Genomic DNA, 21,599 nt, shown 5'->3' with positions numbered 1-21,599 from the left:
CGCCATCGGGAGCAAGCCCCCTCCCACAGTAGGTTCTGTGTTGTTCTGCAGATTTGGGTCAGAACGCGATAGAGGTTTGCACATACACCGTACGCGGCTCACCCACATACTTGCCCTTGTTGTTGTCGTCAAACGAGCGGGTGTAGTACTGCTTGTTGAAGATGTTCTTCACCCCCACCGCCACATTCAAATCCGACAATTGCGGGCCGAAGTCATAGGCCGCGCGGCTGCTGAACAGCATGTAGCCGGGGATGCGCCCATTGGCACCGTCGGCGCTTTCGGCCTGGGTGTTGGCATTGTCGGCGAATTGGCTGCTCTGGTAGCTGCTGTCCACATTCAGCTTCCACGGGCCTTCGGTGTAACCCACGCCGAGGGTGCCTTTGTGCTTGGACGAGAAGGGCACGCGGTTGCCTTTGTTCGGGCCGTCTTCGCGAATGGTCGCGTCGACATAGGCATAAGTGGCATACACATCGAAACCCGCCAGCGCCGGGCTCAGGCCGTCGAGCGCATAGTTGATGCTCGACTCGATGCCCTGGTGACGGGTTTCACCGCGGGCGATCACCGTGTCGTTGGTCTGGTTGCTGTCGTACTGGTTGTCGAAGTTGATCAGGAACGCGCCGATTTCTGCGCGCAGGCTGCCATTGTCGTAGCGCGTGCCGAGTTCCCAGGTGCGGGCTTTTTCCGGTTTTACTTCGCCGCTGTTCACGCGGTTGGGCATCTGGCTGTACTGCACGCTGCCGAACGAGCCTTCGGTGTTGGCGTAGAGGTTCCAGTCGTCGGTGAGGTGATAGAGCACGTTCAGTGCCGGCAGTGCGGTGTTGTAGTCGCCTTTGTATTTGACGTTGCTGAGGTTGTTGGTCTGCTGGGACTCGATCATCTCGTAGCGCACGCCCGGTGTGATGGTCCACTTGCCGATATCAATGCGGTCGTCGATAAAGAACGCGTTGGCTTCAGTGCCGCCACGGGTGTCGCGGTCGTTGCGACTGTTGGTGTTGGGGATTTGCTGGTTCGCGGCAATCGGCGTGCGGTAGCGCAACTCGTGACCCGCTTCATTGATATAGCGATAGCCGACACCCACTTCATGGCTGGTAGGGCCAAGGTCGAAGCCCTGCGCGAAGCGGGTTTCCAGGCCGCGTACCCAGTATTCGCGTGGCGACAGCGACAGGAAGCTGCCCTGGTCCAGGTAACCGCTGCGCAGGGTCTTGGTGAAGAAACTGTTGACCGTGAATTCGCGGCGATCCTGCTCGTAGCGATAGCCGACGTTGAACATCGTACGGCGGCCCCAGAATTTGTCGTACGGGCGGGTGGACTGATACGGGTCGGCCTTGTAATCCTTGACGTTCAAGCCTCCGGGCATGTCGGCCTGGCCTTCGTAGTACTGCGCCATGGCGTTGAAGCTGTTGGCGTCGTCCAGTTGGTATTTGCCCTTGAGGATCAGGTCGTCGATGCGCGTGTTGCTGTTTTCGCGCCAGTCGCCACCCCGGGTGCCGGAGTACAGGATCGCGCCGCCCAAGCCGTTGTCAGCAGTGCCGCCGGCCAGCAGGTTGCCGGTGGTCTTGAAGCCGTCGTGGCTGGAAGACGGGCTGGTCTCGGTCTGCAAGCCGCCCTTGACCGTGGGCGCATCCGGGATGGCGCGGGTCACGAAGTTGACGATGCCGCCGACGTTCTGCGGGCCGTAGCGCACCGCACCGCCGCCACGGACCACGTCTACCGCGTCCATGTTGCCCATGCTGATCGGCGCAAAGGACAACTGCGGCTGGCCATAGGGCGCGAAGGGCACCGGGATGCCATCCATCAGCACCGTGGAGCGCGATGCCAGGCGCGGGTTGAGCCCGCGAATGCCGAAGTTCAGCGCCATGTCATGGCTGCCGGTGCCGTTGTTTTCCGGGGCGTTGACGCCGGGAATGCGGTTGAGTACGTCGCGGGCTTGGGTTGCACCTTGGCGTTCGAACTCTTCGCGGCGGATCACATCACGGGCGCCGGGGTGTTCGAACACGTTGGTTTGCGCCGCGTCACCGAGCCAGTCGCCGACCACGTTGGAGGTTTGCAGTTCGAGGGTGACGGGGGCGCCAGCCGGTTGCAGGCTGAAGGCATTGTCGCCCTCGGCCCGGGCTTGCAGGCCGGTGCCCTCCAGCAGTTTGCTCAGGCCCTCGGCCGCGCTGTAATCGCCCGACAGGCCAGGGCTTTGCATACCGGCCGTCACGTGGGAACCGAATGACACCAGCACACCGGCTTGGCGGCCAAATTGATTCAGGGCCGCTTCCAGGGTGGTCGGCGCGATGTGGTACGCCTTGGCGTCGGCGGCCATCACCGCAGGCAGCACGGTCAGGCTGAGGCTGGCGCCCAGTAGGAGTTGGCGCAAGGTGCGGGCAAGAAGCGTCGGTTGCTGGGGCATGAAGGTGGTCCTGAGAAGGAAGGATCAAGGTGGCTTTCCTTCTCTGTCACGCCAGGTGCGGAAAACAGCTCACACAAATGCAAAATAAATTCAGGCTCGGGCCTGCACGGTCACCCAATAGCGGGTAAAGCGCCGAACTTTCACCGGCAGGCTGATTTCCAGCAGGTCCAGGATGCGTTCGCTGTTATCCAGTGGGTAGCTGCCGGACAGCAAAAGGTTTGCCACTTGCGGGTCACAATTGAGCTGGCCGCGACGATAACGCCCCAGTTCATTCAAGAAGTCTTCAAGGCGCATGTGTGCAGCCACCAACATACCGTCGGCCCAGGCGCCGCTGTTGGCGTCGGTGGCGCGTGGGGTGTCCCAGCCCTTGCGGGTGAAATTGACCTGGCGTGCGGCATCGACGCTCAGCGGCAAGCCGCTGTAGTTGTTGGGCATCACCTCGACCTGGCCGGCCAGCATCGCCAATTGGGTGTGGTCGTTGAACTGGCGCACATTCAGGCGCGCCGCCTGGCTGCTGAGCAGGCCCTGGCCGGTCAGCACGCGCAACGGCGTATCACCGGCACGGGAGGTGAGCAGGATTTCCCCTTCGAGCAGGCGTACCAGGCGCTGCCGACCGTCGAAATGTACATCCACCGCGCTGCCGGTGTTGAGCTGCAACTGGCTGCCGTCGGCCAATTGCACCGTACGGCGCTGGCCAACCGGGCTGCGATAGTCGGCGCTCAGCGGCGGCAGAATATGTTGCTGACGCAGGCTCCAGGCCGCTGCCGAGCCAGCGCCCAGGATTAACAGCAACTTCAGCGCCTGGCGTCGGCTGCTGGAGCGCGGTGCATTCAACGCAGCGTGCGCCAGGGGCGAGGGCATCCCGCGCAAGCGCTGATTGACCTGCTGAATCTGCTCCCACGCACGCTGGTGCTCGCTGTGGGCGTTCAGCCATTGTTGCCAGGCCGCTTGCTGGCGAGGGTTGAGCGCGCCTTGCTGCATTTCCAGCAGCCAGTGCACGGCTTGTTCGGCGACTTGGCTGGACACGTTCATAGGGCGAAGTAGCAGCGCATGGCGGCTTTGGTCAGGTGGCGTTTGACCGTGGCGATGGAAATGCCCAGTTCTGCGCTGATTTGCGCGTAGGTCAGGCCGTCGAGCTGGGCCAGCAGGAACGCACGTTTAACCAGCCTGGGCAGGCCGTCGAGCAGTTGGTCCAGCTCCAGCAGGGTTTGCAGAAAGATTGCGCGGTCTTCTTCCGATGGCGCCACGTGCTCGGGCATTTGCGCCAAAGCATCGAGGTAGGCGCGCTCCAGGTCCTGGCGGCGATAGAAGTTGCACAGCACGCGCTTGGCCACGGTGGTGAGGAAGGCGCGGGGCTCGATCAGTGTCGGGGTACCCCGTGCGCTGAGCACGCGAATAAAGGTGTCCTGGGCCAAGTCGGCCGCGTTTTCCGGGCAGCCGAGCTTGCGTCGCAACCAGCCGGTGAGCCAGTGGTGATGGTCGTTATACAAAACTTCGACGGTGTTGGACGGCTGCAACGCGATCACTCCACAAGCATTGATATGCCTTAGAGAACAAGAATTGTTCGCATTGTAGGGCGAGTAACGAGCTTCGGCAATCGGCCAGGGCAGGTGATTCATCCGTTCTCTTTTGCTTATGAGAATATTTATCATTAATATTGCGCGTTGATGAACTTGGCGCCTGCCGCATGAAAAGCAAAACCGCATTGCCCATTTCCTATCGCCTCGCCGTCACCTCGCGCGTGCTGGCGGCTGTGATCGGTGGTTACTTGATGGCCTCCCTGGCCGCCATCTGCCTGGCGCTCTGGTTGCCCACTTCCCGCGCCGATGCGGTGGTCACCGGCATGATGAGTTCGTTTGTGTTCTACCTGCTGGCGGTGCTCTGGTGTTTTGCTTGCCGCACGGCCTGGCGCGCCTGGGCCGGGGTGATGGTGCCAAGTGCGCTGTTTGCAACGTTGGCCGGCGTTGGTTTCTGGGTGGCGCGCACATGAAAGAGGGCTTTCGCCAGGCCATGGCCTGGCTGCATACCTGGGCTGGATTGATCTTCGGCTGGCTGCTGTTTGCGATTTTCCTGACCGGCACCCTGGCCTACTTCAAAGACGAAATTACCCACTGGATGCAGCCCGAAGTGCAGGCCCATCCCCTGGACGACGGGCGTAGCCTTGCCGTAGCCCAGAATTACCTGCAACAACAGGCGCCCACGGCCGCACGCTGGTTCATTACCTTGCCTACCCATCGTGATCCCGGCCTGTCCGTGATGTGGCAAGACAAGGTCGAGCCCGGCAAGCGCGGCACCTTCATCCAGAAAACCCTCGACCCGGTCAGCGGCCAACCCGTCCAGGCCCGCGACAGCAAGGGCGGCGAGTTCTTCTATCGGTTCCACTTCCAGCTGCAGATGCCTTACCCGTGGGGCCGCTGGCTGTCGACCATCGCCGCCATGGTGATGTTGGTCGCGCTGATCACCGGGATCATCACCCACAAGAAAATCTTCAAGGACTTCTTCACTTTCCGCCCGCGCAAAGGTCAGCGCTCCTGGCTCGACGGGCACAACGCGGTGGGCGTGCTGGTGCTGCCGTTTCACCTGATGATCACCTACAGCAGCCTGGTGATTTTCATGAACATGGTCATGCCCGCGCCTATCATGGCGTCCTATGGCGACGACAGCCGGGCGTTCTTCGATGAGTTGTTCCCCGCTACCAACAATGCGCCGGCCCTCGGCCAGCCCGGTCAGTTGCTGCCGTTACTGCCGATGTACCAGCAGGCGCGCGAGAAGTGGGCGGGCGGCCATGTGGGGCGGCTGGCGGTCAATAACCCTGGCGATGTCAACGCCTCGGTGAATGTGTTTCGCGCTGGCTCCGACAGCGTGGTGCACGCCTTTGGCAATACCCTGTCGTTCAACGGCACCACTGGCGAGCTGTTGCGGGCCAGTGGCGAGCCGTCTTTGCCTGCGGTGATTGGTGGCAGTTTCTATGGTTTGCACATGGGCCATTTTGCCGGTCCCGTGCTGCGTTGGTTGTACTTTATCTGCGGCCTGGCGGGCACTGCGATGATTGGCACGGGGCTGGTGATCTGGCTCGGCAAGCGCCAGCTCAAGCATGCCAAAACTTCGGTGATGCCGTTTGAACTGCGGTTGGTGGAAGTGTTGAACATTGCCAGCATGTCCGGGCTGATGATCGCCATCGCTGCGTTTTTCTGGGCCAACCGACTGTTGCCGGTGAGTTTCGCCGAGCGTTCCGACTGGGAAGTACAAGCGTTCTTTATCGCCTGGGGCCTGAGCCTGTTGCACGCCATGTTGCGTCGCGGTCGCCAGGGTTGGGTCGAGCAACTGAGCTTCGGCGCGTTGCTGTTTGCGGCGGTCCCACTGCTTAACGCCAGCACCACCTCGCAACATTTGGGCGTTTCTCTGGTCAATGGCGACTGGGCCATGGCCGGCTTCGACCTGACCTGCCTGGCCAGTGGTGCGTTTCTCGCCTGGGCGGCCTGGAAGATGCACCATCGCACCGCGCCGCAACCCAAGGCCGAACGTGCACGTGGCCTGACGCTCAAGCAGGAGGCCAGCTGATGCTGCTCGCGCTGCTGATGTGCTACGCCGGGTTTACTGCGCTGTGCCTGTCCACAGACCGTCACCACGGCGAGTTGCTGCACAGCAAACCCACCCCCACTCGGCGTTTGGGGCTGCGCGTGGGCGGTTGGTTGCTGCTGATTGTCGCGATCTGGCCCGCGGTGCTTGCCGCCGGTTGGAGCCAGGGCCTGGTGCAGTGGTGCGCGGTGTTGATGCTCAGCGCCTTGCTGCTGGTGTTGCTGCTGCCTTATCGCCCAAGGCTGGCCTTGATCCTGGCGGGCCTGAGCCTGCTGGCCAGCCCTGTTGCGGCATTCGCCCTGTCCTGAGCCTGCCATGATGATCAGTCCACCGCCGGAACCCCAGGACAGCCTGCACACAGATGCGGGCGGTGGGCGAGCGCATTTCCTGCAGGTATTTTTGTCCCAGCGCTCGCAGATGGAGGCACTGGTCAGCCGCCGTGTCGGTTGCCGCGCCACCGCGGCCGACCTGGTGCAGGATTTGTTCCTGCGTTTCTGGCGCCGCCCCCTGGTGCAGGTCGAAGAGCTCAGTACCTACTTGCTGCGCTGCGCGGGCAATATCGCCATTGACCATTTGCGCACTGAAGGCGCCCGAGTGCGCAGCAATGAAGGCTGGTTGCCGGAGCAACAAGATAACCAGCGGTGCGAACCCCAGGCGGCGCTGGAGGCCGGCAATGATCTGCGCCATGTCGAAGCCGCCTTGCGCAGCTTGCCCGAGCGCACCCGGCAGATTTTCCTGCTCAACCGCATCCACGGTCGCAAATACGCGGAGATCGCCAAGGCCATGGGGCTGTCCCAAAGCGCCGTGGAAAAACATATGATGCGCGCCCTCGAAGCCTGCAAGGCCAGCCTTCGCGAACCGCCGCCTCCACGCACGCCAGGGAAAGCACCGTGAACGTTACGCCCACACCCGCCCAGGAACAGGCCGCGCTGGCCTGGCTGAGCCTGTTGCATGATCAGCCCAGCAGCGGCGACCAGGCTACTTTCAGCCGCTGGCTGCGCGCTGATCCCGCGCATGTCGAGGCCTACGCCCAGGCCCAGGTGCTGTGGGAGTTGAGCGAAGTGCCGGCACGCCAGCTGGCTGATGAGGATGCGCTGGCCTTGCAGGGCTACCTCAATAAGATCAACACCTCCAAGCATTCACGTGGGGTGCGTTGGTCCGGCGCCCTGGCGATGGCCGCAAGCCTGCTGTTGATGGTGGCGATGGGCGCCGGTTGGCAGCCGTCGCGCTGGGTTGATGAGTTAGGTGCCGATTACGTGACGGCGGCGGGGGAGGTGAAGACTTTTACCCTGGCAGATCAATCCCAGGTCACCCTCGATGCCGACAGCGCGATTGCCGTGGATTTCAGCCATGGCGAGCGGCATATCCAACTGCGTCGCGGTGCGGGATTTTTCAGTGTGACCCACACGGGCCAGCCTTTCGTGGTGGAGGCAGGCGGTGGTGAAGCGCGGGTGCTGGGCACCCAGTTTGAAGTGCGCCTGCAACCTGCCGGGGCAGAGGTCACCGTGTTATCCGGACGGGTTGGCGTGACGCCATCCAAACAGGGCCTGCAACAGGTACTGGCTGCAGGTCAGCAAGTGGCCTATGCCGACGGCGTAGCCGACACCCTGCACGCTGTCGACAGCCAGTCACGCCTGGCCTGGCGTGACGGCTGGCTCAATTACTACAAGGCGCCGCTGGCGGATGTGGTCAAGGACCTGAGCCGTTATTACCCGGGCCGCATCGTGTTGCTTAACGATGAGATGGGCGCCAGGCGCGTCAGCGGCAGCTTTCCAAGCAAGGATCCGCAGGCGGTGTTGAATGCGCTGCAAGCGGTGCTCGGCTTTGAACAACACTCGCTGCTGGGGCGCATGATCGTGTTGCGCTAGGCCCACGGCGCGCTTCACCAAACCTTCATCGCAATCGCCAAAACCTGTCACCAAACGGTTACACGTGCCGTGGATCATCCCTGGGGTCCTGAACAAGTGGTCAGGAAGAGCACCTCTGCCCCATACAACACAACAATGTCAGTAAGGGATCTACACGTGAACTACAACACTCTTTATGCCCTGCTTATGGCATCGGGCCTGGGCGGCTTTGCGCCGCTGGTTCTGGCCGATGACACACAGGATGTGGGGTCGGTGAACGTTACCGGCAAGCAGACCCTGGGCAACGGCCATATGATCCGCGAAGAAAGTGCCAAGGCGCGTTCCACGGTCACCAAAGAAGCCATGGATGAAATGTCGGGCACCGCCAACGCCATCGACAAGCTCAAGTACACCCCGGGCATCAACGTTTCCAGTGATGACGCCAGCGGCACCAGCGGCACCACCTTCACCATGCGCGGCATGAGTTCGGACCAGGTCGGGGTTTCGGTCGACGGCGTGCCGATCAACGACTCGGGCAACTACAGCGTGTATTCCAACCAGCTGGGTGACCCGGAAAACCTCGCCGAAGTGTTCGCCACCCAAGGCTCTTCCGAGGCAGACGGCCCGCACATTGGCTCCAGCGGCGGCAACATCGGCATGATCACTGTCCGGCCGACCAAGGATGCCGGGGTATTCGCCAAGCAGATCGTAGGTGCCAACGCCCTGCGCAAGACGTTTGTGCGGGCTAATACCGGCGATTTTGGCGGCCTGAAAACCTGGGTCTCGGCGTCGCATCTGGAAGGCGACAAGTGGCGCGGCAAGGGCACTCTGCGCAGCGACAAGATCGAGTGGAGCAGCTTGTTCGAAGATGACAACGGCAATTCCACACTGGCCACGGTCAAGTACAACAAACAGGAAAACTACAACTACAACAGCCTGAGCAAATCACAGTTTGACACGCAGGGGCGGCGCAAGGACTACGCCGAAAGCCCGGTGTACAAGGCAGGTCTGTTGTCTGCGTCCTACAAGCTCAACCGCAACCCCTTCGAAAGCGTAAACGCCACGCTGACCCAGCGCTGGCAATTGCAAGACAACCTGTCGCTGACAGTCACGCCGTACTACTACTGGTCCAACGGCGGCAGCTTCAGCGGCCAGACCGCCTCCAACCTGGGGCCAAAGTCTGACAAGGCCGGCAACTACGACCTGAGTAACCTGCAATCGGCCAACTATTACCGCCCTTCATGGACCGAGACCTGGCGCCCCGGCGTCACGGCCAAAATGAAGTGGGACATCAACGAAGCGCACAGTCTGGACTACGGCTACTGGTATGAACGCGCACGCCAGCGCCAGACCCAGCCATTTATCGGGATCAACGGCGAGGGCGCACCCGATGATGTGTGGGGCGATTACAACAGCGGCGGGCAGGTGGTCGACAAGAATGGCGCCACTGTACAAGGCCGCCACTATTACACCGTTACCCCGGCGCAGAAACTCTGGGTACAGGACAACTGGCAAGCCACGCCGGACCTGAGTTTTGTCGCGGGCCTGGCCTACCAATACGTCGAGCGCGACGGCAACAATCTCGGCAGCCTCTACGACAAAGCGGAAAAACGTAACACCCGTTACCATCAGTTCCTGCCCAACTTCAGCGCCAAGTACCAGGTCGATGAAAGCAACCAGGCGTTCTACAACGTCACTCGCAATATGCGCACGCCTCCCAACTACGTGCTGTACAACAAGGGCGACTCCGTCAGCCTCAAGTCCGAATTGAGCTGGAACCAGGAACTGGGCTGGCGCTACACCGAAGACGACATGGCGCTGAGTGCGACCTTGTTCTATATCAGTTTCAAGGATCGCCAGGTGTCGACCACCGACGCCAGCGGTGACTACATGGTGCTTAACGTCGGCAGCGTCGATAACAAGGGCCTGGAGCTGGAGTGGAGTGGCTTGTTGCCGCACAACTTCAACTACTACGCGTCGTACACCTACACCCAGTCCGAGCAGAAGGACGACCTGCTCAGTAAGAATGTGCTGCTGCCAACGTCGGGCAAGCAACTGGCCAACGTGCCGGAAAACATGTTCAACCTGGTGCTCGGGTACGACGACTCGCGGTTTTACGGCAACGTCGCGGGCAAGTATGTCGGCAGCTTCTATGGTGATTTGACCAACAAGGAGAAGATCGAAGGCCGTACGGTGTTTGACCTCAATGCCGGTATTTACTTGCCGGTGGACAAGAGGGTCATCAAGTCGGCGACCCTGCGCCTGTCGATGCTCAACGTCTTCGACAAGGAATACTTGAGTTCGGCGCGTACCGTGGCGTTCAACTCGGCGCCGGTCAACGGGTTGGGGGCGAGTACGGCGTATTACAACGTGGGTGAAGAGCGCACGGCGATGGTGTCGCTGGAGGCCAACTTCTAAGACCACCACAAACCAAATGTGGGAGGGGGCTTGCTCCCGATAGCGGTGAATCAGTCATCATTTTCATTGATTGGCACACTGCTATCGGGAGCAAGCCCCCTCCCACATTTGATCCACGGTGTTTCAGGAATCAGGTTACTTCAGCGCCGCCATGATCGCATCCGGGTTGTAGTCGCGAATCAAAGTCCCGTTCACATCCACAAACGGAATCCCACCCCCGCCCAGTGCTTCATACGCCTTGCGCGCCTGGGCATCCTTCTCGATATCGACGGCCTGGTACGGGATACCCTTCTGGTCCAGAAAACGCCGGATCTGCTTGCAGTACCCACACCACTCGGTGGCATAGAGCACCACACGCGCCGAGGCGCGTACCTGCTCCGGCACCACCTGGGACGGGTTGAACACCCGCTCGATCTTGCCCCAGTTCTGGATCGCGACTACCACCAGCAACACCAGCAGGACTTTCTTTAAAACCCCGCCCAGCATCAATTACGGCGCTTGAGCTGATCGGTCAGTTGGGTCGGCAGGCCCTTGATGATCAAGGTGCCGGCGGCTTCGTCGTATTCGATCTTGTCGCCCAGCAGGTGCGCTTCAAAGCTGATGGACAAGCCCTCGGCGCGCCCGGTGAAGCGGCGGAACTGGTTGAGAGTGCGTTTGTCGGCCGGAATCTCCGGCGACAGGCCGTAATCCTTGTTGCGGATATGGTCGTAGAACGCTTTTGGCCGATCTTCATCGATCAGGCCGGAGAGTTCTTCCAGGCCCATGGGTTCGCCGAGCTTGGCCTGGCTGCTGGCGTAGTCCACCAGGGTCTTGGTCTTTTCGCGGGCGGATTCGTCAGGCAGGTCTTCGCTTTCAACGAAGTCACTGAACGCCTTGAGCAGGGTGCGGGTTTCGCCCGGGCCGTCGACGCCTTCCTGGCAACCGATAAAGTCGCGGAAATACTCCGAGACCTTTTTGCCGTTCTTGCCCTTGATAAAGGAGATGTATTGCTTGGACTGCTTGTTGTTCTGCCACTCGGAGACGTTGATGCGCGCCGCCAGGTGCAACTGGCCCAGGTCCAGGTGGCGCGAGGGCGTCACGTCCAGCTCGTCGGTGACCGCCACGCCTTCGCTGTGGTGCAGCAGGGCGATGGCCAGGTAGTCGGTCATGCCTTGTTGGTAATGGGCAAACAGCACATGGCCGCCGGTGGAGAGGTTGGACTCCTCCATCAGCTTCTGCAGGTGTTCCACCGCAGTGCGGCTGAAGGTGGTGAAGTCCTGGCCACCGTCAAAGTATTCCTTCAACCAGCCGCTGAACGGATGCGCGCCGGACTCGGCATGGAAGAAACCCCAGGCCTTGCCTTGTTTGGCGTTGTAGCTCTCGTTGAGGTCGGCAAGCATGTTCTCGATGGCGGCCGACTCGGACAGTTCGGAGTCGCGGGCATGGAGCACTGCGGGGGTGCCGTCGGGTTTTTTGTCGATCAGGTGGACGATGCAATGACGGATCGGCATAGGCTTCTCGGCTGGTTGAAGGGGGAGGGGGCGGCCTCCCCGAAAAGTCGCCCAGTGTACCGCACCCATTGGCCGTGACGTGCCCCGAAGGGCATTTTGGATGCCCTCCGACTGCCCATATGCCTTTTTTTCACGGTTTAGAGCGATAAAGCTGACCAAATGGGTATGTTGAGGCGGATATTTCCCCGTCTCTGTGCTAGTTTTGCCCCGTCTTACGCCAAGTCTCGGCGTTAAGCGTGCATTCAGCATTTGTCAGGTCGAACCAATCCCCGTTTCAAGCATCTATAACCCCGATCTCCGTGGTTATAGCCGGGGGTGCCAGGCCATGACGGTCGGGCTCGACGGCTGACACTGCACTCTGCAATCCATATGAATTTGATAGGGAAGGAACACCACAATGGCTTTGACTAAAGACCAACTGATCGCTGATATCGCTGAAGCTATCGACGCGCCAAAAACCACCGCGCGCGCTGCTCTGGACCAACTGGGCCAGATCGTTGCTGATCAGCTGGAAAATGGCGGCGAAATCACTCTGCCGGGCATTGGCAAGCTGAAAGTAACCGAGCGTCCTGCCCGTACTGGCCGTAACCCTTCGACTGGCGCTGCCATCGAAATCGCTGCCAAGAAAGTTATCAAGCTGGTTGTGGCTAAAGGCCTGACCGACGCTGTTAACAAGTAAGACGCAGTAAAAAAAACCGTGCTCCGGAGTGATCCGGGCACGGTTTTTTGTTGCCTGCGGTTTTATTGTGATGATTAGTCGCGCACCCAGCGCTGGCGCCAGATCTGCTGCTCATTCTTGGTCTGGAACGTCCAGGCCACAAACCGGCTTTGCTTCTGCCCCTGAGACATCTCTACCACCTGGCTTTCCAGCACGCCGGCTTTTTTCAGCGCGGTTTCGATCGCAGGCAAGTTGGACGCTTTTGACACCAGGGTGCTGAACCACAACACCTTGTGGGCAAAATGCGCGCTCTCGGCGATCAACTGCGTCACAAAGCGTGCTTCGCCGCCTTCACACCACAGTTCAGCCGATTGGCCGCCAAAGTTGAGTACCGGCAACTTGCGTTTCGGATCCGCCTTGCCCAGGGCGCGCCACTTGCGCTCGCTGCCCTTGGTGGCTTCATCCATGGATGCATGGAACGGCGGGTTGCACATGGTCAGGTCAAAGCGCTCACCGGGTTCCAGCAAACCCAGCAGGATCTGCTTGGGGTTGGGCTGCTGGCGCAGCTGGATAACCTTGCTCAGGTCGTTGGACTGCACGATGGCCTTGGCGGCGCTCACGGCGATAGGGTCGACCTCCGAGCCCAGGAAGTTCCAGCGGTACTCCATGTAGCCAATCAGCGGGTAGACGCAGTTGGCGCCCATGCCGATATCCAGCACCTTGACGATCGAGCCACGCGGGATCTTGCCGTCGTTGACGCTGGCCAGCAGGTCGGCGAGGAAGTGCACATAGTCGGCACGTCCCGGTACCGGCGGGCACAGGTAATCGGCCGGGATGTCCCAATGCTGGATGCCATAGAACGACTTGAGCAACGCCCGGTTGAACACCCGCACCGCGTCCGGGCTGGCGAAGTCGATGCTTTCCTTGCCATAGGGGTTGATGATCACGAATTTCGCCAGTTCTGGCGTGGTCTTGATCAGCGCCGGGAAGTCGTAACGGCCCGTGTGGCGGTTGCGCGGGTGCAGAGTGGCCTCTTTGCGCGGTACCACGGGCTTGGCCGGGGTAGCGGATTTAGGCTTCTTGCGCGAAGGTTTAGGCGTAGTGGGGGCGGTCATGATGATTCTGGTGTTGGCTCAAAGTGGCGGCCATTGTCACACATCCTGAGCTCAACCCGGTCAAATGTGGGAGGGGGCTTGCTCCCGATAGCGGTGTGACAGTCAAAAATATTGAGACTGATACACCGCTATCGGGAGCAAGCCCCCTCCCACAGAGGCAAAAAAAAGAGACCCGAAGGTCTCTTTCTTTACGCGACTCAAGCCTTACAGGCTGGAAATCCGCGCATGTTGCTCGGCCAGTTTGCCCAAAGCCTGTTCAGCTTCGGCCAACTTGGCGCGTTCTTTCTCGATCACCTCCGCCGGCGCCTTGTCGACGAATGCCGCGTTGGACAGCTTACCGCCCACGCGTTGCACTTCGCCTTGCAGGCGGGCGATTTCCTTGTCGAGACGGGCCAGTTCGGCGCCCTTGTCGATCAGGCCTGCCATCGGTACCAGCACTTCCATGTCGCCCACCAATGCAGTGGCGGACAGCGGCGCTTCGGCATCGGCAGCCAATACGGTGATCGACTCCAGCTTGGCCAGCTTCTTGAGCAACGCGTCGTTCTCGCCGAGACGGCGCTGATCTTCGGCACTGGCGTTCTTGACGAACACGGCCAATGGCTTGCCCGGCCCGATGTTCATCTCGGCGCGGATGTTGCGCGTGCCGAGCATCAGGGTCTTGAGCCATTCGATATCGCTTTCGGCGGCCTCATCGATGCGCGCTTCATTGGCCACTGGCCAAGGTTGCAGCATGATGGTCTTGCCTTCGATACCGGCCAGCGGCGCCAGGCGCTGCCAGATTTCTTCGGTGATGAACGGCATGAACGGATGCGCCAGGCGCAATGCCACTTCCAGTACGCGCACCAGGGTGCGGCGAGTACCGCGCTGGCGTTCGACCGGGGCGTTTTCGTCCCACAGCACCGGCTTGGACAGTTCCAGGTACCAGTCGCAGTATTGGTTCCAGATGAACTCGTACAGCGCCTGTGCAGCCAGGTCGAAACGGAACTGGTCGAGTTGGCGGGTCACTTCGGCTTCGGTGCGCTGCAACTGCGAGATGATCCAGCGATCAGCCAGGCTCAACTCATAGGCTTCGCCGTTCTGGCCGCAGTCTTCGCCTTTATCCAGCACGTAGCGCGCGGCGTTCCAGATCTTGTTGCAGAAGTTGCGATAGCCTTCGACGCGGCCCATGTCGAACTTGATGTCGCGACCGGTAGAGGCCAGCGAGCAGAAGGTGAAGCGCAGGGCGTCGGTGCCGTAGCTGGCGATGCCGTCGGCGAATTCGTCGCGAGTCTGCTTCTCGATCTTTTTCGCCAGTTTTGGCTGCATCAGGCCCGAGGTGCGTTTCTGCACCAGGGTTTCCAGGTCGATGCCGTCGATGATGTCCAGCGGGTCCAGGACGTTGCCCTTGGACTTGGACATCTTCTGGCCCTGGCCGTCGCGTACCAGGCCGTGTACGTACACGGTCTTGAACGGTACCTGCGGGGTGCCGTCTTCGTTTTTCACCAAATGCATGGTGAGCATGATCATCCGGGCAACCCAGAAGAAAATGATATCGAAGCCGGTGACCAGCACGTCGGTGGAGTGGAATTTCTTCAGGAATTCGGTCTGCTGCGGCCAACCCAGGGTGGAGAACGTCCACAGGCCCGAGCTGAACCAGGTGTCCAGTACGTCGTTGTCCTGTTGCAGCGCGATGTCGGCGCCGAGGTTGTGCTTGGCACGCACTTCGGCTTCGTCGCGGCCTACATAGACCTTGCCCGACTCGTCATACCAGGCCGGAATACGATGGCCCCACCACAGCTGACGGCTGATGCACCAATCCTGGATGTCGCGCATCCACGAGAAGTACATGTTTTCGTACTGTTTAGGCACGAACTGGATGCGGCCATCTTCCACGGCGGCGATGGCAGGCTCTGCCAGCGGCTTGGTGGACACGTACCATTGGTCGGTCAGCCACGGTTCGATCACGGTGCCGGAGCGATCGCCCTTCGGCACTTTCAGGCCGTGGTCGTCGACGCTGACCAGCAAGCCGGCGGCGTCGAAGGCGGCAACGATCTGCTTGCGCGCTTCAAAACGGTCCAGGCCGGCATATTCGGCCGGAATCTTGCCGTCGATGCTGTCGTTCAACGAGCCGTCCAGGTTGAATATCTGGCAGGCCGGCAATACGGCGGCATTCTTGTCGAAGATGTTCAGCAGCGGCAGGTTGTGGCGCTTGCCGACTTCATAGTCGTTGAAATCGTGGGCCGGGGTGATTTTCACGCAGCCGGTGCCGAATTCAGGATCGCAATAGTCGTCCGCAATGATCGGGATGCGACGGCCAACCAGTGGCAGTTCGACGAACTTGCCGATCAGCGCCTGGTAGCGCTCGTCGTTCGGGTTAACGGCGACGGCGGCATCGCCGAGCATAGTTTCCGGACGAGTGGTGGCGACGATCAGGTAATCGTTGCCCTCAGCGGTCCGGGCGCCGTCAGCCAGTGGGTACTTGAGGTTCCACAGGAAACCTTTCTCATCGTGGTTTTCCACTTCGAGGTCGGAAATGGCCGTGTGCAACTTGGTGTCCCAGTTGACCAGGCGCTTGCCGCGGTAGATCAGGCCGTCTTCGTGCAGGCGCACGAAGGCTTCCTTCACGGCTTCCGACAGGCCGTCGTCCATGGTGAAGCGCTCGCGGCTCCAATCCACGGAGGAGCCCAGGCGACGGATCTGACGGCTGATATTGCCGCCGGACTGATCTTTCCATTCCCAGACTTTCTCCAGGAATTTCTCGCGGCCCAGGTCGTGACGGTTCTGGCCGGTGGCTTCCAGTTGGCGTTCCACCAGCATCTGCGTGGCGATACCAGCGTGGTCGGTGCCCGGCTGCCACAGGGTGTCGCGACCCTGCATACGGCGGAAACGGATCAACGCATCCATGATCGCATTGTTGAAGCCATGGCCCATGTGCAGGCTGCCAGTGACGTTCGGTGGCGGGATCATGATGGTGTACGAGTCGCCCGCACCTTGTGGGGCGAAATAGTTCTCGGACTCCCAGGTGTTGTACCAGGAAGTTTCGATAGCGTGGGGCTGGTAGGTCTTATCCATGCGCGGCGGGACCCTAGTTGGCATTTATTCAGGAAAGCCGGCAAGTATAACGGGGCAAGGCGTGGAGGGCGAGTTGAAGACGGACTTAAGGCTGATGCAAAACTAATGTGGGAGGGGGCTTGCTCCCGATTGCTGAGTGTCAGCCACCGAATCATCGGCTGATACAACGCTATCGGGAGCAAGCCCCCTCCCACAGGAAATATCAGTGTCGTTTAGGACTGGTACTGGCTGAGCAACCGCTCCATCCGCGCATCCATCCGACGCTTGATCTCGGCTTCAATATGCGGCGCAAAGTCGTCAATCACATCCTGCATGATCAATTGCGCGGCGGCGCGCAGTTCATTGTCCAGGTGCAGGAGCAGGGCATCGGGGGCTTTTTCTGCGGCGGGAGCGGGTTCTGCAACCACAGGTTCCGGCGCGGCAGGCTTGCCGCTGACCATGTCGAACAGCAGCGGGATCTGTACCTCGCCGTCGGCCGTTTCGGTCAGCAGCGGCGGTTGCAGGTTGTCATCACCCAGCAACTGACGGATCGACTCCAGGTCGTCCAGCAGGTGGTCGTCTTTTTTCAGCGGGTTGGGAGTGTCCATCGTGTGCTCTAAAGTCGTTGTAGCCGGTGATCCTGCAGAGAATAGCCCTGTTCGCGATAGAAACGGAAACTCTCCCGCGCGGCCTGACGAATAGCCGGGTCTTCCACCACCACTTCCGCCACGCGGGCGAAAGCCTTGGCAAAGGCCGGTACTTTCAGGTCCAGGTTGACCAGCAGGTCATGGTGATCGCCGCAACTGTCGCCCACACCCAGGACTACCAGGCTTTCAGGTTCGGATTCGGCGGGGCCGTGGGGCACGAAGCTTTCGCCCTTGAAGCGCCACAGGCGGGCATCCAGCTCATCGCGTTGGGCGGCATCGCTGCAATGCAGGTAGATGCGGTGGCCCATGCGCCAGGCTTTTTCGGTGAGCTTGCAGGCAAAGTCCAGGCGCGCGAGGGGATCGGCGCTGGGCAATATATAGAAGTCGACTTGGGTCATTGCGGTTCCTGAGACCGGGGCGGCGGGATGGTCGCCCCGGCATCTTCAGTTTCAGGCCTTGGCGCGATCCAGCAGGTATTGGGTCAACAGTGGCACCGGACGGCCGGTTGCGCCCTTGTCCTTGCCGCCGCTGGTCCAGGCGGTGCCGGCGATGTCCAGGTGGGCCCAGTTGAAGTTCTTGGCAAAGCGCGACAGGAAGCAGGCCGCCGTAATGGTGCCGGCTTTCGGGCCACCGATGTTGGCGATGTCGGCGAACGGACTGTCCAGTTGTTCCTGGTACTCATCGAACAGCGGCAGTTGCCAGGCGCGGTCGTCGGCAGCCTTGCCGGCGCTGAGCAGTTGCTCGATCAGTTCGTCGTTGTTGCCCAGCAGTCCCGAAGTGTGGGAGCCCAAGGCAACGATGCACGCGCCGGTCAGGGTGGCGATGTCGATCACGGCCTGGGGCTTGAAGCGCTCGGCGTAGGTCAGGGCGTCGCACAGCACCAGGCGGCCTTCGGCGTCGGTGTTGAGGATTTCCACGGTCTGGCCGCTCATGGTCGTGACGATATCGCCCGGGCGGGCCGCGCCGCCGCTCGGCATGTTCTCGGCACAGGCCAGGATGCACACCAGGTTGATCGGCAGCTTGAGTTCCAGCACGGCACGCAGGGTACCGAACACGCTGGCCGCGCCGCCCATGTCGTATTTCATCTCATCCATGCCCGCGCCCGGCTTGAGGCTGATGCCGCCGGTGTCGAAGGTGATGCCTTTACCCACCAGGGCGTAGGGCTTCTCGGATTTCTTGCCGCCGTTGTATTGCATCACGATCAGACGTGGCGGCTGGTCGCTGCCCTGGCCTACGGCATAGAACGAGCCCATGCCCAGGTCCTTGATCTTCTTTTCATCCAGCACTTCAACCTTCAAGCCCTTGAACTCTTTGCCCAATGCTTTGGCCTGTTCGCCCAGGAATGTCGGGTGGCAGATGTTCGGCGGCAGGTTGCCCAGGTCGCGGGTGAACGACATGCCGTTGGCGATGGCCTGGGCGTGGGTCACGGCGCGCTGAACTTCAGCCTGGGCAGCCTTGATGGTCAGCAGGGTGATTTTCTTCAGGGCGCGGGGTTCGGCCTTCTGGCTCTTGAACTGGTCGAAAATATAGCCGCCGTCCAGCAGCGACTCGGCCAGCAGGCGGGTCTTGCCGTAGCTGTCACGGCCCTTGATCACGATTTCGTCGAGGGCCAGTGCCGCATCGCTGCCGCCCAGGCCCTTGAGGGTGGTAAGGATGCCGCTGATGATCTTGCGCAATGGACGGTCGCCCAGTTCGGCGTCCTTGCCCACGCCTACCAGCAATACGCGCTCGGCCTTGAGGTTGGGCAGGCTCTGCAGCAGCAGGCTCTGGCCGACTTTGCCGGCCAGGTCGCCGCGCTTGAGGATCGCGCTGATCGCGCCGCCGCTCAGTTCGTCCAGTTGCTTGGCGGCGACGCCGAGTGTGCGGCCTTCGCCGACAGCGACCACGAGGGTGGCGGTTTTCAACGTTTCGGGGCTAACGCTTTTTACAACCAATTCCATGTTCGGGTCCCTTATCAAGGTCTGTGAGCCTGGAGTTTGTACTCAGGCTTGAAGCTCGGCAGCTTGGTAAACCGCCAGCGGACAAAGGCCGCAGTTTGAACCTCGCCGGCGGAGCCTGACAACCCTTGGCGCACGCTTTGTGCGTGCGCATGAGTAAGCTCCGTGACAGGCGCGGTCAATCACAGGATAATGCGCCATCTTTTTAGCCGATCCGTGATAAACGGGTCGTCTCGGTATGCTTGCTTGTTTGGCCGCCTTAGCCTGACAACCCTGGAGTGTCTGGTTTGATCGTCTTCCGTTATCTGTCCCGCGAAGTCCTGTTGACCCTGAGTGCCGTGAGTGCGGTGTTGCTGGTCATCATCATGAGTGGTCGTTTCGTCAAGTTCCTGGCTCAAGCCGCCGCAGGCGCCCTGGATCCGGGGTCGTTGTTCTTGATCATGGGCTACCGGATGCCCGGGATGCTGCAGCTGATCCTGCCCCTTGGCCTGTTTCTCGGCATATTGTTGGCCTATGGCCGCTTGTACCTTGAGAGTGAAATGACCGTGCTGTCGGCCACCGGCATGAGCCAGCAACGTTTGCTGGCCATGACCATGGTGCCGGCCGCCGGCGTTGCCCTGGTGGTGGCCTGGTTGAGCATGAGCCTGGCGCCCCAGGGCGCCATGCAGTTCCAGCTGCTGTTGAACAAGCAGGATGCGATGACCGAGTTCGATACCCTCGAGCCCGGGCGCTTCCAGGCGCTCAGTGACGGTTCGCGGGTCACCTATACCGAAACCATGACCGATGACCGCTCCAACCTCGGCGGCGTGTTCATTTCCCAGAAAAACCTCGGCCAGAACCAGAAAGACCGTGGCATTACTATTCTGGTGGCCGATAGCGGGCGCCAGGAAATACGCCCCGACGGCAACCGCTACCTGATCCTGGAAAATGGCTACCGCTACGACGGCAGCCCTGGTCTGGCGGACTACCGGGCGATCAAGTACGACACTTATGGCGTCATGCTGCCCAAGCCTGAGATCAGCGGCGAGGTCACCGACCGCGACGCACTGCCGACTGCATCGCTGTTCGGCAGCCAGGAACTGCGCTCCATTGCCGAGCTGCAATGGCGTTTGTCCTTGCCGCTGCTGGTGTTTATCGTAACCTTGATGGCCGTGCCGCTGTCGCGCGTCAACCCGCGCCAGGGGCGTTTCCTCAAGCTGCTGCCGGCGATCCTGCTGTACATGGCCTACCTGACCATCCTGATTTCCGCCCGTGGCTCCCTCGAGAAAGGCAAGTTGCCGCCAGCCCTTGGCCTGTGGTGGGTGCACGGGGTTTTCCTGTTGATCGGCCTGGGGCTGCTCTATTGGGAACCTATCCGTTTGAAAATGAAGAGCCGTCGTGGCCTGAAGGAGTTGGCCCGTGGCTAAGCTTGATCGCTACATAGGCAGCAGCGTACTGATCGCCATCCTGGCGGTACTGGGCATCATTCTTGGCCTGGCCTTGCTGTTCGCCTTCATTGATGAAGTGGGCAACGTCACCGACACCTACACGGTCACGGATGTACTGAGCTACGTGGCACTGACTGCGCCGCGCCGCCTCTACGACATGATGCCGATGGCGGCGCTGATCGGTTGCCTGATCGGCCTGGGCACCCTGGCCAGCAACAGCGAGCTGACCATCATGCGCGCCGCCGGCGTTTCCATTGGTCGTATCGTCTGGGCGGTGATGAAGCCGATGCTGCTGCTGATGGCGTGCAGCGTGCTGATCGGTGAATACGTAGCGCCCCCGGCCGAAGCCACTGCCCAGGCCAATCGCGCCCTGGCCCAAGGCTCGGGCGATGCGCAAAGCGCCAAGCACGGCCTGTGGCACCGCCAGGGTGATGAGTTCATCCACATCAACGCCGTGCAGCCAGGCGGCCTGTTGATCGGTGTCACGCGCTATACCTTCGATAAAGAGCGGCACATGCTGTCCTCCAGCTTCGCCAAGCGCGCGCAATACAATGCCGAGCAATGGCAACTGAGCGACGTCACCACCACCTACTTCCGCAATGTGGGCCAGGGCACCAAGGCCAGCACCGAAGTGGTCAATGCACCGACCGAGCAGTGGGATATCGCCCTGAAGCCGGAACTGCTCAACACCGTGGTGATGGTCCCCGAAGCGCTGCCGATCTCGGGGTTGTGGAGCTACATCCATTACCTCAAGGACCAGGGCCTGAACAACGGCCGCTACTGGTTGGCGTTCTGGGTGAAAGTCCTGCAGCCGGTGGTAACCGCCGCGTTGGTGTTGATGGCGATCTCCTTCATCTTCGGGCCGTTGCGCTCCGTAACCCTGGGCCAGCGGGTATTTACCGGCGTGCTGGTGGGCTTTACCTTCCGCATCGCCCAGGATCTGCTCGGGCCGTCGAGCCTGGTGTTCGGTTTCTCGCCGCTGTTTGCGGTGCTGGTGCCGACGGCCATCTGCGCCGTGGCCGGGTTCTGGCTGCTGCGTCGGGCCGGTTGAAGCTG

19 protein-coding genes are annotated in these 21,599 nt (G+C 61.0%); 9 read left to right on the top strand and 10 right to left on the bottom strand.

What is annotated here, in order from left to right; all coding sequences use genetic code 11:
• Positions 1 to 58: 58 nt before the first annotated feature.
• The 3 genes from fecA to E4P00_RS10635 form a co-directional block, all read right to left on the bottom strand.
• Entirely contained in the window at positions 59 to 2,395 is a 2,337-nt protein-coding gene (fecA, locus tag E4P00_RS10645; RefSeq protein ID WP_248131382.1) for a TonB-dependent Fe(3+) dicitrate receptor FecA, read from the bottom strand.
• A 90-nt stretch (positions 2,396 to 2,485) separates the two neighbouring features.
• The gene (locus E4P00_RS10640) at positions 2,486 to 3,427 is read right to left on the bottom strand and encodes a FecR domain-containing protein (RefSeq protein ID WP_248131380.1); all 942 of its coding nucleotides are present in this window, start codon (positions 3,425 to 3,427) and stop codon (positions 2,486 to 2,488) included.
• Positions 3,424 to 3,912 carry a sigma-70 family RNA polymerase sigma factor gene (locus E4P00_RS10635; RefSeq protein ID WP_248131386.1) on the bottom strand — a complete coding sequence of 163 codons (489 nt, stop codon included), beginning with the start codon at positions 3,910 to 3,912 and terminating at the stop codon, positions 3,424 to 3,426. The genes E4P00_RS10640 and E4P00_RS10635 overlap by 4 nt, the downstream gene beginning before the upstream one ends.
• A gap of 170 nt (positions 3,913 to 4,082) precedes the next feature.
• On the opposite strand from E4P00_RS10635, the gene E4P00_RS10630 reads away from it, so the two are divergent.
• From E4P00_RS10630 to E4P00_RS10605, 6 genes are all read left to right on the top strand, one after another.
• Positions 4,083 to 4,385 carry a DUF3649 domain-containing protein gene (locus tag E4P00_RS10630; protein WP_032877631.1) on the top strand — a complete coding sequence of 101 codons (303 nt, stop codon included), beginning with the start codon at positions 4,083 to 4,085 and terminating at the stop codon, positions 4,383 to 4,385.
• Positions 4,382 to 5,956: a PepSY-associated TM helix domain-containing protein gene (locus tag E4P00_RS10625; RefSeq protein ID WP_248131378.1), complete on the top strand. Its 1,575-nt coding sequence runs from the start codon at positions 4,382 to 4,384 to the stop codon at positions 5,954 to 5,956. Before E4P00_RS10630 ends, E4P00_RS10625 begins: the two co-directional genes overlap by 4 nt.
• Positions 5,956 to 6,282, top strand: a complete 327-nt coding sequence (locus E4P00_RS10620) for a DUF3325 domain-containing protein (protein ID WP_005785124.1) — start codon at positions 5,956 to 5,958, stop codon at positions 6,280 to 6,282. Before E4P00_RS10625 ends, E4P00_RS10620 begins: the two co-directional genes overlap by 1 nt.
• A gap of 7 nt (positions 6,283 to 6,289) precedes the next feature.
• Entirely contained in the window at positions 6,290 to 6,868 is a 579-nt protein-coding gene (locus tag E4P00_RS10615) for an RNA polymerase sigma factor (RefSeq protein WP_248131376.1), read from the top strand.
• Positions 6,865 to 7,842, top strand: coding sequence for a FecR family protein (locus E4P00_RS10610; protein ID WP_078820358.1), 978 nt, complete (start codon positions 6,865 to 6,867; stop codon positions 7,840 to 7,842). The genes E4P00_RS10615 and E4P00_RS10610 overlap by 4 nt, the downstream gene beginning before the upstream one ends.
• A gap of 156 nt (positions 7,843 to 7,998) precedes the next feature.
• Positions 7,999 to 10,239 (top strand): TonB-dependent receptor, encoded by a 2,241-nt coding sequence (locus E4P00_RS10605; protein WP_228309375.1) that lies wholly within the window; start codon positions 7,999 to 8,001, stop codon positions 10,237 to 10,239.
• Between the two features lie 135 nt (positions 10,240 to 10,374).
• Here E4P00_RS10605 and E4P00_RS10600 read toward each other — a convergent pair whose 3' ends face one another.
• Together E4P00_RS10600 and yejK are read right to left on the bottom strand one after the other, a co-directional pair.
• Positions 10,375 to 10,725: a glutaredoxin family protein gene (locus tag E4P00_RS10600; RefSeq protein ID WP_032877625.1), complete on the bottom strand. Its 351-nt coding sequence runs from the start codon at positions 10,723 to 10,725 to the stop codon at positions 10,375 to 10,377.
• The gene (gene yejK / locus E4P00_RS10595; RefSeq protein ID WP_003171997.1) at positions 10,725 to 11,729 is read right to left on the bottom strand and encodes a nucleoid-associated protein YejK; all 1,005 of its coding nucleotides are present in this window, start codon (positions 11,727 to 11,729) and stop codon (positions 10,725 to 10,727) included. The genes E4P00_RS10600 and yejK overlap by 1 nt, the downstream gene beginning before the upstream one ends.
• A gap of 397 nt (positions 11,730 to 12,126) precedes the next feature.
• Here yejK and E4P00_RS10590 point away from each other — a divergent pair, with 397 nt between their 5' ends.
• Positions 12,127 to 12,408, top strand: coding sequence for an HU family DNA-binding protein (locus tag E4P00_RS10590; protein ID WP_005785131.1), 282 nt, complete (start codon positions 12,127 to 12,129; stop codon positions 12,406 to 12,408).
• A 74-nt stretch (positions 12,409 to 12,482) separates the two neighbouring features.
• Here the strand turns inward: E4P00_RS10590 and rlmF are convergent, their stop codons facing one another.
• The 5 genes from rlmF to E4P00_RS10565 all read right to left on the bottom strand — a co-directional run bounded on the left by rlmF (position 12,483) and on the right by E4P00_RS10565 (position 19,119).
• The gene (gene rlmF / locus E4P00_RS10585) at positions 12,483 to 13,502 is read right to left on the bottom strand and encodes a 23S rRNA (adenine(1618)-N(6))-methyltransferase RlmF (RefSeq protein ID WP_005785132.1); all 1,020 of its coding nucleotides are present in this window, start codon (positions 13,500 to 13,502) and stop codon (positions 12,483 to 12,485) included.
• 204 nt (positions 13,503 to 13,706) lie between these two features.
• The gene (locus tag E4P00_RS10580) at positions 13,707 to 16,553 is read right to left on the bottom strand and encodes a valine--tRNA ligase (protein ID WP_248131374.1); all 2,847 of its coding nucleotides are present in this window, start codon (positions 16,551 to 16,553) and stop codon (positions 13,707 to 13,709) included.
• Positions 16,554 to 16,765: 212 nt separating this feature from the next.
• A complete protein-coding gene (locus tag E4P00_RS10575; RefSeq protein WP_005785135.1) occupies positions 16,766 to 17,140 on the bottom strand; it encodes a hypothetical protein in 375 nt (124 codons plus the stop codon).
• An 8-nt stretch (positions 17,141 to 17,148) separates the two neighbouring features.
• Positions 17,149 to 17,577, bottom strand: a complete 429-nt coding sequence (locus E4P00_RS10570; protein ID WP_005785137.1) for a DNA polymerase III subunit chi — start codon at positions 17,575 to 17,577, stop codon at positions 17,149 to 17,151.
• Between the two features lie 51 nt (positions 17,578 to 17,628).
• Positions 17,629 to 19,119 (bottom strand): leucyl aminopeptidase, encoded by a 1,491-nt coding sequence (locus E4P00_RS10565; RefSeq protein ID WP_032877622.1) that lies wholly within the window; start codon positions 19,117 to 19,119, stop codon positions 17,629 to 17,631.
• Between the two features lie 284 nt (positions 19,120 to 19,403).
• Between E4P00_RS10565 and lptF the strand changes: the two genes are divergently transcribed.
• Together lptF and lptG are read left to right on the top strand one after the other, a co-directional pair.
• Positions 19,404 to 20,522: an LPS export ABC transporter permease LptF gene (gene lptF, locus E4P00_RS10560; protein WP_032877621.1), complete on the top strand. Its 1,119-nt coding sequence runs from the start codon at positions 19,404 to 19,406 to the stop codon at positions 20,520 to 20,522.
• The gene (gene lptG / locus E4P00_RS10555; protein ID WP_032877620.1) at positions 20,515 to 21,594 is read left to right on the top strand and encodes an LPS export ABC transporter permease LptG; all 1,080 of its coding nucleotides are present in this window, start codon (positions 20,515 to 20,517) and stop codon (positions 21,592 to 21,594) included. Before lptF ends, lptG begins: the two co-directional genes overlap by 8 nt.
• The last annotated feature ends 5 nt before the right edge of the window (positions 21,595 to 21,599 follow it).

Source organism: Pseudomonas sp. B329, from assembly GCF_023127835.1.
Classification (GTDB): domain Bacteria; phylum Pseudomonadota; class Gammaproteobacteria; order Pseudomonadales; family Pseudomonadaceae; genus Aquipseudomonas; species Aquipseudomonas synxantha_A.
Note: the sequence above shows the minus strand (reverse complement) of the source record. Positions and strands in the feature narration are given on the sequence as shown.